The sequence below is a fragment of the Pseudomonas sp. PvP089 genome (genome assembly GCF_017875165.1).
GTDB lineage: Bacteria > Pseudomonadota > Gammaproteobacteria > Pseudomonadales > Pseudomonadaceae > Aquipseudomonas > Aquipseudomonas fortuita.
The window spans coordinates 6,459,923-6,471,795 of record NZ_JAGGME010000001.1; the positions used below are offsets into that span (position 1 = coordinate 6,459,923).

At 61.6% G+C, this 11,873-nt stretch carries 18 protein-coding genes; 8 read left to right on the forward strand and 10 right to left on the reverse strand.

All coding sequences use genetic code 11. From position 1 onward, the window contains the following. Nucleotides 1–825: 825 nt before the first annotated feature. Nucleotides 826–1,224 carry an Hg(II)-responsive transcriptional regulator gene (merR, locus tag J3A71_RS29420; RefSeq protein WP_003089120.1) on the reverse strand — a complete coding sequence of 133 codons (399 nt, stop codon included), beginning with the start codon at nucleotides 1,222–1,224 and terminating at the stop codon, nucleotides 826–828. A 74-nt stretch (nucleotides 1,225–1,298) separates the two neighbouring features. On the opposite strand from merR (J3A71_RS29420), the gene J3A71_RS29425 reads away from it, so the two are divergent. The 3 genes from J3A71_RS29425 to J3A71_RS29435 are packed head-to-tail and all read left to right on the forward strand — an operon-like array spanning nucleotide 1,299 to nucleotide 2,157. Further along, nucleotides 1,299–1,649 carry a mercuric transporter MerT family protein gene (locus J3A71_RS29425; RefSeq protein ID WP_003089115.1) on the forward strand — a complete coding sequence of 117 codons (351 nt, stop codon included), beginning with the start codon at nucleotides 1,299–1,301 and terminating at the stop codon, nucleotides 1,647–1,649. Nucleotides 1,650–1,661: 12 nt separating this feature from the next. Beyond that, entirely contained in the window at nucleotides 1,662–1,937 is a 276-nt protein-coding gene (gene merP, locus J3A71_RS29430; protein ID WP_209953601.1) for a mercury resistance system periplasmic binding protein MerP, read from the forward strand. A gap of 7 nt (nucleotides 1,938–1,944) precedes the next feature. Further along, nucleotides 1,945–2,157: a GDCCVxC domain-containing (seleno)protein gene (locus J3A71_RS29435; protein WP_003089113.1), complete on the forward strand. Its 213-nt coding sequence runs from the start codon at nucleotides 1,945–1,947 to the stop codon at nucleotides 2,155–2,157. Between the two features lie 12 nt (nucleotides 2,158–2,169). On the opposite strand, the gene J3A71_RS29440 is transcribed toward J3A71_RS29435, so the two are convergent. From J3A71_RS29440 to J3A71_RS29450, 3 genes are read right to left on the reverse strand one after another with little or no spacing between them, the layout of a single operon-like run. Further along, the gene (locus J3A71_RS29440) at nucleotides 2,170–5,163 is read right to left on the reverse strand and encodes a Tn3 family transposase (RefSeq protein WP_003299771.1); all 2,994 of its coding nucleotides are present in this window, start codon (nucleotides 5,161–5,163) and stop codon (nucleotides 2,170–2,172) included. A gap of 3 nt (nucleotides 5,164–5,166) precedes the next feature. Further along, nucleotides 5,167–5,577 carry a putative toxin-antitoxin system toxin component, PIN family gene (locus J3A71_RS29445; RefSeq protein ID WP_003463562.1) on the reverse strand — a complete coding sequence of 137 codons (411 nt, stop codon included), beginning with the start codon at nucleotides 5,575–5,577 and terminating at the stop codon, nucleotides 5,167–5,169. Then, on the reverse strand, nucleotides 5,577–5,816 hold the full coding sequence (locus tag J3A71_RS29450; RefSeq protein ID WP_003089107.1) for a ribbon-helix-helix domain-containing protein: 240 nt from the start codon (nucleotides 5,814–5,816) through the stop codon (nucleotides 5,577–5,579). Before J3A71_RS29450 ends, J3A71_RS29445 begins: the two co-directional genes overlap by 1 nt. Nucleotides 5,817–5,913: 97 nt before the next feature. Here J3A71_RS29450 and J3A71_RS29455 point away from each other — a divergent pair, with 97 nt between their 5' ends. Then, complete coding sequence (locus tag J3A71_RS29455; RefSeq protein WP_000904941.1) at nucleotides 5,914–6,528, forward strand: recombinase family protein; 615 nt, start codon at nucleotides 5,914–5,916, stop codon at nucleotides 6,526–6,528. Between the two features lie 52 nt (nucleotides 6,529–6,580). Here J3A71_RS29455 and merE read toward each other — a convergent pair whose 3' ends face one another. The 6 genes from merE to merT are packed head-to-tail and all read right to left on the reverse strand — an operon-like array spanning nucleotide 6,581 to nucleotide 9,728. Beyond that, nucleotides 6,581–6,817, reverse strand: a complete 237-nt coding sequence (merE, locus tag J3A71_RS29460) for a broad-spectrum mercury transporter MerE (protein ID WP_001087809.1) — start codon at nucleotides 6,815–6,817, stop codon at nucleotides 6,581–6,583. Beyond that, on the reverse strand, nucleotides 6,814–7,179 hold the full coding sequence (merD, locus tag J3A71_RS29465) for a mercury resistance co-regulator MerD (protein WP_003465059.1): 366 nt from the start codon (nucleotides 7,177–7,179) through the stop codon (nucleotides 6,814–6,816). Before merD ends, merE begins: the two co-directional genes overlap by 4 nt. Before the next feature lie 16 nt (nucleotides 7,180–7,195). Next, the gene (merA, locus tag J3A71_RS29470) at nucleotides 7,196–8,842 is read right to left on the reverse strand and encodes a mercury(II) reductase (protein WP_000136268.1); all 1,647 of its coding nucleotides are present in this window, start codon (nucleotides 8,840–8,842) and stop codon (nucleotides 7,196–7,198) included. Next, the gene (gene merF, locus J3A71_RS29475) at nucleotides 8,839–9,084 is read right to left on the reverse strand and encodes a mercury resistance system transport protein MerF (RefSeq protein WP_000654684.1); all 246 of its coding nucleotides are present in this window, start codon (nucleotides 9,082–9,084) and stop codon (nucleotides 8,839–8,841) included. The genes merA and merF overlap by 4 nt, the downstream gene beginning before the upstream one ends. 2 nt (nucleotides 9,085–9,086) lie before the next feature. Next, a complete protein-coding gene (merP, locus tag J3A71_RS29480; protein WP_000735441.1) occupies nucleotides 9,087–9,362 on the reverse strand; it encodes a mercury resistance system periplasmic binding protein MerP in 276 nt (91 codons plus the stop codon). Nucleotides 9,363–9,377: 15 nt separating this feature from the next. After that, entirely contained in the window at nucleotides 9,378–9,728 is a 351-nt protein-coding gene (merT, locus tag J3A71_RS29485; RefSeq protein ID WP_054471485.1) for a mercuric ion transporter MerT, read from the reverse strand. A gap of 71 nt (nucleotides 9,729–9,799) precedes the next feature. Between merT and merR (J3A71_RS29490) the strand changes: the two genes are divergently transcribed. From merR (J3A71_RS29490) to J3A71_RS29505, 4 genes are all read left to right on the forward strand, one after another. Then, a complete protein-coding gene (gene merR / locus J3A71_RS29490; protein WP_000429838.1) occupies nucleotides 9,800–10,234 on the forward strand; it encodes an Hg(II)-responsive transcriptional regulator in 435 nt (144 codons plus the stop codon). Between the two features lie 222 nt (nucleotides 10,235–10,456). Continuing rightward, the gene (locus J3A71_RS29495; RefSeq protein ID WP_001247892.1) at nucleotides 10,457–10,747 is read left to right on the forward strand and encodes a nucleotidyltransferase; all 291 of its coding nucleotides are present in this window, start codon (nucleotides 10,457–10,459) and stop codon (nucleotides 10,745–10,747) included. Further along, the gene (locus J3A71_RS29500) at nucleotides 10,744–11,130 is read left to right on the forward strand and encodes a DUF86 domain-containing protein (protein ID WP_003100872.1); all 387 of its coding nucleotides are present in this window, start codon (nucleotides 10,744–10,746) and stop codon (nucleotides 11,128–11,130) included. The genes J3A71_RS29495 and J3A71_RS29500 overlap by 4 nt, the downstream gene beginning before the upstream one ends. Before the next feature lie 236 nt (nucleotides 11,131–11,366). Next, the gene (locus J3A71_RS29505; RefSeq protein ID WP_003465043.1) at nucleotides 11,367–11,723 is read left to right on the forward strand and encodes a cupin domain-containing protein; all 357 of its coding nucleotides are present in this window, start codon (nucleotides 11,367–11,369) and stop codon (nucleotides 11,721–11,723) included. Nucleotides 11,724–11,873: the final 150 nt, after the last annotated feature.

Sequence of the window (11,873 nt, forward strand, 5' to 3'; positions counted from 1 at the left end):
AACAAAGACGAAATTTGCCAGGCGTTCTGAGTGCTGAGAAGCGTGCGCAAAGGAAAGTCGGCACGCCAACGCCTTGCGCCGATCCCCTGCAATGCCACGCGCCCATTTTGCGAAATCCACTTGAGTGTGCGTCGTGGGCCCGAGGGCACTTGGAACGGACACCGGGGATCCCAGCAGAGCGCGTTAAGCACCACCCCACAACCGGATCAGATACCTACCGGCTGATCATTGGCAACGTATCAGAAGCAGATACGAGGTTTTGCACATCGAGCGGGACCGCGTACCTGCCATCCCAATTTGGCTGGACCCTTTGCCACTGGGAAGCGCAAGTATTTCTATTTATGGCGGACGGAGCCCATTGCAGTTCAAAGCCGACCAAGGACGGCGCCCTACTTCGTATTGACCTCACGTTTCCGCATGAATGCTCGTATTGTCAAATCAGGTGGACGGTCTGAGATTCAGAAGGTCGAGCAGCGGCTACTTCTCTCCAGAAAAGTGGCAAGATCGAGCGCCGGAAGGGAGACAGACGCATCCGATGCACGGACCCACATCTGAACCGTTTTCAGAATCAACTTGACTTGGGCGGTTCTTTGAAAATGCATATCGACAGTTCTAATAGCACTCAGATTGTCTGTCCGGATCGCGCGTACCGGAAGCTTTCCTCGCCCGAACGCGAACCGGGGATCTCTCAGCCATCGACGTCCAGGCTGATCGCCGCACTCGAAAAGAGCATTGGGGTTTGGGGAGCAATGGAACCAAAAACCAACGTAAGCTCTGAATCCCACCGTAAAGGGGCTTTCCGATCTCCAGCTCACCCGCCAGGCATTACTCTCTGATCAGTGCCTCGATGATCGGGCAGATCGTTCCGCCGTCTCCCGCATCACATTGCTGCACCAGTTCGCCTAACAGTTGCTGCATGACGACCAAGTCGGCCATCTTCTGCTCGATCAACGCGAGCTTGCGTGCAGCCCGTGCTCGCGTTTCGGCACAGGCGCACGACTCATCCAGCGTCAGCAGTCCACCGACTTCCGAGAGCGTGAAACCCAGCGCCTGAGCCCGCTTGATGAAACGCAGTCGCTTCACCATGTCCACCGGATAGCGCCGATGGCCACCCAAGGGTTTGGCTGGTTCATCCAGCAGCCCGCGTCGCTGGTAGTAGCGGATCGTCTCGACGTTCACCCCGGCGGCGTCTGCCAGCTTGCCAATGGTCAGCTCTGTGGCCATCACTTTCTCCTTGATTCCGTACTTTGGTACGGAGTTTAGAATAGCACCTAGGCAATCAGGCTCAGGAGATGGGAATGGGGATGCAACTCACCGGGAAAGGCTCGCTGGTCGCGAGTTCGCTGACCGCCATCGGTGCGTCGGTGTGCTGTGTCGGGCCACTGGTGCTGTTGGCACTCGGTGTCGGCGGTACGTGGGTGGGCGCTCTGACCATGATGGAGCCACTACGCCCCCTCTTCATCGGGTTGACTCTACTGTTCCTGGGATTGGCATTCCGCAAGCTCTACCTGGTGCCACAGGTTTGTACGCCAGGTACACCCTGCGCCGATCCGCGCACGCTCGTGCGACAGCGACTCGTGTTCTGGATCGTCAGCGTGCTGCTGCTCGGCCTATTGGCCGTGCCGTGGCTCGCCCCGCTGTTCTACTGAAGGAGATTAACCATGCGCAAACTGCTGATCGCCGTGCTTTTCGCCTTGCCCTTCGTGGCGCTGGCGGCTCCCCCGAAAACCGTCACGCTCGACGTGCAGAACATGACGTGCGGACTCTGTCCGATCACGGTCAAGAAGTCGCTGGAGAAGGTGTCCGGCGTGAGTGACGTCCAGGTCAATTTCGACCAGAAGACGGCGATCGTCACCTACGATCCCGATAAGGCCCAGCCCGAGGCACTGACTGAGGCGACCGCGAACGCGGGATACCCCTCCACAGTGCAGAAGTGAGGTCACGATGAGCGCCATTGTCCTTGAGTCCGTGCTGACTTGCCCGCGCTGCGGCTTCGCCAAGCCGGAAACCATGCCCACGGACGCCTGCCAGTTCTATTACGAGTGCAGCAACTGCAAGGCGCTGCTGCGCCCCAACCCAGGGGATTGCTGCGTTTTCTGTTCGTTCGGCTCGGTGAAGTGCCCGCCGATCCAGCAGCAGCTTGGGTGTTGCTCATAGCGTTTAGGGGGATCACAGGTCGTCGTCTGGATTACGCAGTGGCCGCAGCTCGCCGCGCGCAACTTCTTCCGGTACCGCAAAGGAATACCGCCCGAGCATGTTGATGTGCTCGTAGATCAGCGGCGATAGCCGGGCCAAATCCTCTTCCAGCACTGGATAGCCGTGCTGCTTGAGCCGTTCCACGGCCGCCGTCATGTAGAGGGTGTTCCACAGCACGATGATGTTCACCACCAGGCCCAGAGCACCGAGCTGGTCTTCCTGGCCTTCGCGGTAGCGCTGGCGGAGCTCGCCGCGTTTGCCGTGGAACACGGCGCGGGCCAGGCTGTGCCGGCCTTCGCCTCGGTTCAACTGGGTCAGGGTGGCGCGGCGCTTGGACTCGTCGTCGATATAGGTCAACGTGTGCAGAGTCTTTTCGATCCGCCCGAATTCGGCCAGCGCCTGGGCCAGCCGGGTGGGTCTATCTCCCGTTTGCAGCGTGCGCATGATGCCAGTCGCCGGCACCCGGCCGAGTTTGAGCGAGCCGGCCAGGCGCAGCAGGTCGTCCCAGTGCTCGGCGATCAGGTCGAGTTTGACCGACTGGCGGGCCAGCCCGTTGAGCTTGCCGTAGTCCGCGTCCGGGCGCGTGCGCCAGAAGCGGGTACCGCCGACATCGGCCAGCCGCGGACTGAAGTGGTAGCCAAGTAGGCGGAAGAGCCCGAACACCACATCGCTGTAGGCCCCGGTGTCGGTCATGATTTGCGTCGGCTGCAACTCGGTCTGCTGTTCCAGCACGACCGCCAGCAACACCAGGCTGTCGCGCAGCGTGCCGGGCACGGTGATGGCGTTGAGGCCGGAGAATTGGTCGGAAATCAGGTTGTACCAGGTGACACCCCGGCCGGTGCCGAAATACTTCGGATTGGGGCCGGCATGCACGGTGCGCACCGGTACGACGAAGCGCATGCCATCGGCGGAGGCGACCTCGCCGCCACCCCAGACTTGGGCCAGTTCCAGTTGGCTTTGCGCTCCGACCAGGATGGCGTTAGCCGCTGACAGGGTGTCGTCGCGGATATAATTCTGGCTGACCCAGGACAGCCGGTCACGGCGCAGCGCCGGGTTGTCGGTGCGGATCAAGGGCTCCAGGCCGGTGTTGCAGGCCCCGCCCAACAGCACCGCGCAGAGGCTGGTGACCAGGTTGTCGGCGCGTGCATTGCGTTCGGAGACATGGGTGAAGGCCTCGGAAAAGCCAGTGCGGGCGGCGATTTCCAAGAGGATTTCCGGCAGATCGACACGCGGCATCAGGTCAGACACGGCCGCCCGCAGTTGCAGCAACGAGCAGGGCTCGTCCAGCTTGTCCAGCGCCCCGAGCGACAGTTCGGTCTTGCCCTCGGTGTTCTCGCTCAGTTGAATCGCCGGGTTGTCGGGCAGGCGCGCGGCTACTGCCAGCCAGGTTGCATCCAGCTCGACGGACAAGGCGTCCAGGGTGGTTTTGGCGTCGATGGTCAGGCCCAGTGACCGGCAGATGATCGGTCGCGCCGCCAGCCATTCGGCACCGTCGAGCAGGCCAAGGCGCGGGTCGGCATAGCGCCAACTGGGCGAGACGAAGACATCGCGGCGGCGCAGGGCCGTGCGCAGCGCATCGAGCGTGCAGAACACATAGGCACCCATGTCGAGGGAGCCATCTTCGCGGGTGATGTGCTTCTGCCAAGCCTTGGCCACGATCTCCTGCGGCGCGTCATCCTCTGGCTTCCGGCGCGGCAGGTTCAGTTGCAGCCACTCCAGACTAGCCGCCACGCCCTTGCCGGCCGGGCTGAAGCCGAAGCGGATGTGCTTGAGCAGGTCGGGCAGGAAGCGGCGCACGCTGCGGTAGCGCGCTTCCAATGCAAGAAAATAGACGTCATCTACCGGGCGGATCAGCGCGTTGACCTCTTCCAGGGCCTTTTCCAGGGTGGTCCTCGGCAGGTCGTTGAACAGCCGGGCGCGCACGTTGTCATCGCTGATCGAGCTGTCCAGCACGACCTTGCACGCGGCGGCGAGCGTCGCGGCCGACCGATCCAGGTCTTTCAGGCTGCGCATGCGGGCTTTCTTGTCGGCCTTCTCCGCGTTGCTGAACAGGTCGCGCAGCAAGGCCTCCAGGACTTCCAGTGCGTCGTCGTGCGCAGTCGCCTCCAGGCAGAGTGCGAAGGCCACCAGTGTCGCCATCCGCCGCGACGCCGGCAGCCGATTAATCGCGGTGACCTTGGCCGTGTTGGCGAAGCGGGCCAGGGCGGCGATACGGCTGGGAGGGATGTGCGCCGCCGCCGGCAAGGTGATGCCGATGCCGCGCACGTCATCGAGCCGGCGCAGTGCCCGAATCAACGCGGGGCCACTGACCATGACCGGGCCGGAGCGCAATTGATCCAGCCGGGAGCTGCGGTTGCCTTCGGCCACCGTCAGCAAGTCTTGCAGTTGCAATCGCTGTTCCTCAGTCACGCTGCGGCCCAGCGTAAACCAGAGGCGTTCTTCGACCCGACTGCGCAACTGGGCGATAAAGCGCTCTAGTTGAGACACACCAGGCAGGAGGACTTTCTGTGTGAACAGCCACGAGGTGGCTCGCTCAAACAGCACTCCCGGCCGGTCGGTGCCCGTCCAGCAGAGGGCATACAGCCAGCGGCTCAAGCGAAAGCCGATGCCCGGATCGGTGAAATGACGATAGCCAAAGCGGTTCTGAATATCGGTGGCATGTATCCAGCGGCGATGATCGCTATAGCGCTGGAGGCAGTCGGGGTCTGGAATCGCCAGTTGTCGGCAAAGCACCTGCAGGACTTCCACCGGCACGGCGGCGGGCTTGTCCGGCAGAACGCCAACGAAGCGGACGGTGGTCAGCAGAACGGCATAACCCAGACGGTTATGGTTACCCCGCAGCACCTGGATGGCTTCACGGTCTTCATCGCTCAGGTGGAAGTAACGTTCCAGCTCTTCACGGCTGGGCGAATCAACATAGCGGCCAAAACCGTCGCGTTGCTCTTGAGTCAGAAAACCGACCGGCATTGATCACAGCACCTCGACGCAGAACACGGCGGGCGTGACGATCCGCGTGCGTTCGATGTGCCCGCGTTGCAGCAGGCCGGCGCGGCGATCACCGGTTATCAGGTAGTCCGCATCGCCCGCCAAGGCCATGGCCAGCAAAAACGAGTCATCCGGATCATCGGCTTCGACCTCGATGGTCAGGCGCTCCAGTACCACAGCCCGTTGCAGGTTATTGATCATGGCGCCCACCTTGGCGGGCTGTAGGATGGCCTGAAGCTTGGGATAGCGGCTGGCTCGACGAATTTCATCGAGTTGCATCCGCGAGGTCACCACCTCGAAACGCGCCGCCCGCCAGGCACGGTAGATCGCATCGGGCGCGCCATGTGGCGAGATCAGGGCGCTGAACAGGATGTTGGTATCCAACACGACCCGCATCAGCGCTTACGTGCCCAGTCGAGCGCTTCGTCAACCGCGTTGGTCAATTCTGCCTCACTCAGATGGGCGTTAGCGGCCTTGGCCTGCTCAGCGCTCAGCTCCAGGATGTGTGCCCGTACCGCTTCTTCGATGAAGCGCGACAGGTCGCCCTTACGGCCGCCGCCCTGGCTGGCCAGAAACATCCGAAGCGACTGGTCGGTGTCGGCCGAGACGGCGACATTCCAGCGAATGGTATTCATAGCGTTCTCCGCTAATAGGTGTTTGTGTGTTTATACGCCAATCACAAAGGGCGATGCAATGGTTCGACAAAACGAACGTATATGTGACAGGTACGACATGCTGATAGGCTACATGCGGGTATCGAAGGCGGACGGCTCCCAGGCTACCGATTTGCAGCGCGACGCGCTGATTGCCGCCGGGGTCGATCCAGTACATCTTTACGAGGACCAGGCATCCGGCATGCGCGAGGATCGGCCCGGCTTGACGAGCTGCCTGAAGGCGTTGCGAACTGGCGACACACTGGTCGTGTGGAAACTGGATCGGCTCGGACGCGACCTGCGACATCTCATCAACACCGTGCACGACCTGACTGGGCGCGGCATCGGCTTGAAGGTATTAACCGGGCACGGCGCGGCCATCGACACCACGACCGCCGCCGGCAAGCTGGTCTTTGGCATCTTCGCCGCCCTGGCCGAGTTCGAGCGCGAGTTGATCGCGGAGCGCACGATTGCCGGCCTAGCCTCGGCCCGCGCGCGCGGGCGGAAAGGCGGCCGGCCGTTCAAGATGACCGCCGCCAAGCTGCGGCTGGCGATGGCGGCAATGGGTCAGCCAGAGACCAAGGTCGGCGACCTGTGCCAGGAACTTGGCGTCACGCGGCAGACCCTGTATCGGCATGTTTCACCCAAGGGTGAGCTACGTCCAGATGGCGAGAAGCTACTCAGCCGAATTTGATGCCGGCATGAGGCAACGTAGCGACAGCGTGGTTTGTCTCAATGGGAAGCGCTCATGATCGATCTTTGAAGGCCCGCAGCAGTCGTGTCACAGACAGGACGAACAAACCGGTCAGCGTGAGGGCTGCGATACCCCAGTACTCTCCGATGAACGCGCCGGCCGTCGTGCCGGCCAGCACAATGGCGAGAATCGGCAAATGGCAGGGACAGGTGAGCACGGCCAGCGCGCCCCACAGGTAGCCGGTGATCGGTTTGTGCGTCTCGGACGGCAAGCGCTCGGGGCTGTTCATGGCAGACTCTCCGCGTGCTGTGCCGGCTCGGTCGGCATGGTGGCCAACTGCACCTCCAGATCGGCCAACGCTTCGCGCCGACGCTCGACGAACTGGCGCAGAACGGCAAGCTGCGCGGCCGCTTCATCGCCGTCCGCAGCATCCAGCGCCCGGCACAGCCGCGCCAGCGCGTCCAGGCCGATGCCCGCCTCGAAGGCCGCCCGCACGAAGCACAGCCGTTGCAAGGCGGCATCATCGAACAGGCCATAGCCGCCCGGGGTGCACGCCACCGGACGCAGCAATCCGCGCAGCAGGTAGTCGCGCACGATATGCACGCTCACCCCGGCATCAAGGGCCAGCCGGGACACGGTGTAGGCGCTCATTGAAAACCTCCTTTTTTTATCCAGCGCAGCAGGAAAGCTGCTTCACGTCCTTGTTGAAGGTCTGCGCCGCAAGCTTCAACCCCTCGACCATTGTCAGGTAGGGGAACAACTGGTCGGCCAGTTCCTGCACCGTCATGCGGTTGCGGATGGCGAGCACCGCCGTCTGGATCAGTTCGCCCGCTTCCGGGGCCACCGCCTGCACGCCGATGAGCCGTCCGCTACCTTCCTCGATGACCAGCTTGATGAAGCCGCGTGTGTCGAAGTTGGCAAGCGCTCGCGGAACGTTGTCGAGTGTCAGCGTGCGACTGTCGGTCTCGATGCCATCGTGGTGCGCTTCCGCCTCGCTGTAGCCCACGGTGGCGACTTGCGGGTCGGTGAACACCACTGCCGGCATCGCGGTCAGATTGAGGGCTGCGTCGCCGCCGGTCATGTTGATCGCGGCACGGGTGCCGGCGGCCGCTGCCACGTAGACGAACTGCGGCTGGTCGGTGCAGTCGCCGGCCGCGTAGATGTTCGGGTTGCTCGTGCGCATGCCTTGGTCGATAACGATGGCCCCTTGCGCATTGACAGTGACCCCCGCCGCGTCCAGCGCGAGGCTGCGCGTATTCGGTGCCCGACCGGTGGCAACCAGCAACTTGTCAGCGCGCAATTCACCGTGTCCGGTGGTCAGCACGAATTCGCCGTTCACATGGGCGACCTGGCTGGCTTGCGTGTGCTCCAGCACCTCGATGCCCTCGGCGCGGAAAGCGGCTGTCACGGCCTCGCCGATGGCCGGGTCTTCCCGGAAGAACAAGGTGCTGCGTGCCAGGATCGTGACCTGGCTGCCGAGCCGGGCAAAGGCTTGCGCCAGTTCCAACGCCACCACCGACGAACCGATCACGGCCAGGCGTGCGGGAATGGTGTCGCTGACAAGCGCTTCGGTGGAAGTCCAGTAGGGTGACTCTTTCAGGCCCGGAATCGGCGGCACGGCCGGACTGGCACCGGTGGCGACCAGGCAGCGGTCGAACGTTACCTCGCGCTCGCCACCCTCGTTCAAACGGACGACCAGGCTCTGGTCGTCCTTGAAACGCGCTTCACCGTGCAAAACGGTGATGGCTGGATTGCCGTCCAGGATGCCTTCGTATTTGGCGTGCCGCAGTTCATCGACACGGGCCTGCTGCTGGGCCAGCAGTTTGCTGCGGTCAATCGCAGGCACAGTTGCCGCAATACCGCCGTCGAACGGACTTTCCCGGCGCAGATGGGCAATATGGGCAGCGCGGATCATGATCTTGGACGGCACACAGCCGATATTGACGCAGGTGCCGCCGATGGTGCCGCGTTCGATCAGCGTGACCGTCGCGCCTTGCTCGACGGCCTTCAGCGCCGCCGCCATCGCGGCCCCGCCGCTGCCAATGATGGCGATATGCAAACCGGCGCCCTCAAGTGCATCACGGATTTTTGGTTCATCTTTGAAATCACCAACCCGGATCGAGCCTTGATAACCCAATGCGGCGATGGCGGCCAGCAGTTGGTTGTGGCTCACGGCGGTGTCTGCCATGACTTGCGCGCGGCTTTCTGGATAGGACACCACAGCGGCATTCACGCCGGGAATCTTTTCCAAAGCATCTTTGACATGGGTGGCGCAGGATGTGCAGGTCATGCCATTCACGGTGATTTCGGTCATTTTTTTACTCCATTGAATTTCGGGGTGCAGCAGGCATCGGCTTGGCGTTTTCGTTGGATGGCGTAGATGGTCAAGCCGATGAAAATCGCCAGCGCAGGCAGCAGCACATAGTCCAGATAGCCGGTCAGCGCGGACAAGCCGACCACACCGAGCAAAATGACCAGAACAGGGGTGAAGCAACACAGCGCCACGAGGGTTGTGCCAATGATGCTGACCCGCAGCAGTGTCTTCGGGTCTTTCATGATCAGTTCTTGACTGATGATGGGTAGCCCGCATCCTCGGTAGCCTTGGTCAGTTTCTGCACGCTGGTCTTGGCATCATCGAAGGTGACCACCGCTTCGCGCGTCTCGAAGGTCACGTCAACTTTACTGACGCCATCGACCTTGGAAATCGCCTTCTTGACAGTGATCGGACAGGCCGAGCAGGTCATGCCCGGTACGGACAGCGTAACGGTCTGGGTGGCGGCCCACACGGGGGCAACAACGGCAGCGAGGGCAAGGGCGGAAAGCAGCTTTTTCATGGTGAACTCCTGTGATCAATAGAAAAATGGCACGACGTAGGGAAATCCGAGCGCGACCAAAACCAGCACGGCCACGCCCCAGAAAATGAGCTTGTAAGTAGCTCGCACTTGGGGAATCGCGCAAACCTCACCCGGTTTGCAGGCGGCTGACGGCCGGTAGATGCGCCGCCAGGCGAAGAACAACGCCACCAGCGCCACGCCGATAAAGATGGGGCGATAGGGTTCCAACACCGTCAAGTTGCCGATCCAAGCGCCGCTGAACCCCAAGGCGATCAGAGCCAGCGGCCCGAGGCAGCAAGCCGAGGCGAGGATGGCGGCCAGCCCGCCAGTGAAGAGCGCGCCGCGCCCGTTTTGAGGTTCAGACATACGTTTGTCCTTTCGAATCTGAATTGGATAGCTTAAGCTTACTTCCGTAGTTATGTACGGAGTCAAGCGATATGGAAAACAATTTGGAGAACCTGACCATTGGCGTTTTCGCCAGGACGGCCGGGGTCAATGTGGAGACCATCCGGTTCTATCAGCGCAAGGGCTTGCTCCCGGAACCGGACAAGCCTTACGGCAGCATTCGCCGCTATGGCGAGACGGATGTAACGCGGGTGCGCTTCGTGAAATCAGCCCAGCGGTTGGGCTTCAGCCTGGATGAGATCGCCGAGCTGCTGCGGCTGGAGGATGGCACCCATTGCGAGGAAGCCAGCAGCCTGGCCGAGCACAAGCTCAAGGACGTGCGCGAGAGGATGGCTGACCTGGCGCGCATGGAGGCCGTGCTGTCTGATTTGGTGTGCGCCTGCCATGCGCGGAAGGGGAACGTTTCCTGCCCGCTGATTGCGTCACTGCAAGGGAAGAAAGAACCGCGCAGTGCGGACGCGGTGTAGCCCGAGGGAACTACGCCTTAGCGTGCTTTATTTTCCGTTTTCTGAGGCGACTCCAACGTCAGAAAAGACCGTGCGGTCGACTTTTGATATTTCGTGCTGTCGCCTTCTGAAAGTGACAGGCGCGGCACGGGAATCAAGGCATTGCGATTCTCGAAAATAGTTCTTGAAATTCTATTCTTGATTGCATATCATCTCAACGAGTTTCGATAAGAAAGGATGCCCATGCGACCGTCTGTTGTGCTTGACATGAAGCGAAGCGCAGTGCGTGAAGCGGTAGGCCGCTTTCGCGCCGCGAACCCGCGCGTCTTCGGCTCGGTGCTGCATGGCACCGACCGGGATGGCAGCGACCTCGACCTGTTGGTCGATGCGCTGCCCGGTGCCACGTTGTTGGACTTGGGCGATTTGGAAGAAGAACTGAAATCGCTGCTCGGCGTTGACGTCGATCTGCTGACTCCCGGCGACCTGCCGCCGAAGTTCCGGGCCAAGGTGCTCGCGGAGGCGCAACCGATATGAGCGAGAACCGCCTGCCCGATTACCTCGACCACATTCAGCAGGCCGCAACCGATGCGCGCAGCTTCGTGGAAGGGATGGCCAAGGACGACTTCTTGGCCGACAAGCGCACCCAGCAGGCCGTCATCATGAGCCTGATCGTCATCGGCGAGGCGGCCACAAAGGTGATGGATGGCTACGTCGAGTTCACCCAGGCGCATGCCGACGTGCCGTGGCGCAGCATGCGCAATATGCGTAATCGCATGGCTCACGGCTATTTCGACATCAACCTCGATGTGGTGTGGGAGACGGTACAGGAATGGCTGCCGGCGTTGCTCCAGCAATTGCCCGCCGTGCGTCAGGATGCCGACGATGAAGACCGTAACGACAAAGGCATGGAGCCATGACCAATCAAGCCGCCGATGTTCGGCCCCTCTGGCGTGTTCGATCCCGCGACCTATGAGCCGCGCTCGGGCAAGACCTTCTGGATGGCCGCAACGGACGTGAGTTCGCTGGTGGGCAAGGAGGCAGCAGCCGACACGCTCATCGGCAACTGCACGACCGCACGACCAGCCTCCCGTTCAAATTCGAGTTAGAACTCATATCCAGCCTGTCTGGGGGCACTGTGAAAGAGGGATCTCCGATGACTGTTGAATCGAGAATATTTTCTGTAGCCGAGTATGTTCAGCCGTCCGAAGGCGAGCCTATTCGTTCCGTTGTGCTTGAAACCCGAGACTCAATTATCGTGGTTTGGCATGTCCATCCCGGGCAGGAAATTGCGGCTCACATTCATCCTCACGGCCAAGACACGTGGACTGTTTTGTCGGGAATGGCTGATTACTTTCAGGGCAATGGGATTGTTCGTGCCCTCAGGGAAGGTGAGATAGCCGTGGCAAGACCGGGCCAAGTGCACGGGGCGCGAAATACAGGTACCGAGCCATTTGTGTTCGTCTCGGTTGTGGCATCAGCCAATGCCGGTTTCGTATTGGCTGAGCGATAGAGCCCAATCTCTGGAGTTGGTCCAATGAGCGGTCGGGGAGATAGGTAACAGACATGCAGCGGACACGGCTGCTAAACCAGGTCGCAAACCTCCTTGCGTCGCAGCGTGCCGCAAGCGACGCGATCAATCGAATGGGGTCGGCATGAGACT

Bases quoted from the DNA above. Each gene is read 5' to 3' on its own strand.
- J3A71_RS29505 (WP_003465043.1), top strand. From the start codon at position 11,367: ATGACTGTTGAATCGAGAATATTTTCTGTAGCCGAGTATGTTCAGCCG.
- J3A71_RS29450 (WP_003089107.1), bottom strand. From the start codon at position 5,816: ATGAATACCATTCGCTGGAATGTCGCCGTCTCGGCCGACACCGACCAG.
- merE (WP_001087809.1), bottom strand. From the start codon at position 6,817: ATGAACAGCCCCGAGCGCTTGCCGTCCGAGACGCACAAACCGATCACC.
- merP (WP_209953601.1), top strand. From the start codon at position 1,662: ATGCGCAAACTGCTGATCGCCGTGCTTTTCGCCTTGCCCTTCGTGGCG.
- J3A71_RS29500 (WP_003100872.1), top strand. From the start codon at position 10,744: ATGAGCGAGAACCGCCTGCCCGATTACCTCGACCACATTCAGCAGGCC.
- J3A71_RS29440 (WP_003299771.1), bottom strand. From the start codon at position 5,163: ATGCCGGTCGGTTTTCTGACTCAAGAGCAACGCGACGGTTTTGGCCGC.
- merF (WP_000654684.1), bottom strand. From the start codon at position 9,084: ATGAAAGACCCGAAGACACTGCTGCGGGTCAGCATCATTGGCACAACC.
- J3A71_RS29435 (WP_003089113.1), top strand. From the start codon at position 1,945: ATGAGCGCCATTGTCCTTGAGTCCGTGCTGACTTGCCCGCGCTGCGGC.
- merR (WP_000429838.1), top strand. From the start codon at position 9,800: ATGGAAAACAATTTGGAGAACCTGACCATTGGCGTTTTCGCCAGGACG.
- J3A71_RS29445 (WP_003463562.1), bottom strand. From the start codon at position 5,577: ATGCGGGTCGTGTTGGATACCAACATCCTGTTCAGCGCCCTGATCTCG.
- J3A71_RS29455 (WP_000904941.1), top strand. From the start codon at position 5,914: ATGCTGATAGGCTACATGCGGGTATCGAAGGCGGACGGCTCCCAGGCT.
- merR (WP_003089120.1), bottom strand. From the start codon at position 1,224: ATGGCCACAGAGCTGACCATTGGCAAGCTGGCAGACGCCGCCGGGGTG.
- merD (WP_003465059.1), bottom strand. From the start codon at position 7,179: ATGAGCGCCTACACCGTGTCCCGGCTGGCCCTTGATGCCGGGGTGAGC.
- merT (WP_054471485.1), bottom strand. From the start codon at position 9,728: ATGTCTGAACCTCAAAACGGGCGCGGCGCGCTCTTCACTGGCGGGCTG.
- J3A71_RS29425 (WP_003089115.1), top strand. From the start codon at position 1,299: ATGGGGATGCAACTCACCGGGAAAGGCTCGCTGGTCGCGAGTTCGCTG.
- J3A71_RS29495 (WP_001247892.1), top strand. From the start codon at position 10,457: ATGCGACCGTCTGTTGTGCTTGACATGAAGCGAAGCGCAGTGCGTGAA.
- merP (WP_000735441.1), bottom strand. From the start codon at position 9,362: ATGAAAAAGCTGCTTTCCGCCCTTGCCCTCGCTGCCGTTGTTGCCCCC.
- merA (WP_000136268.1), bottom strand. From the start codon at position 8,842: ATGACCGAAATCACCGTGAATGGCATGACCTGCACATCCTGCGCCACC.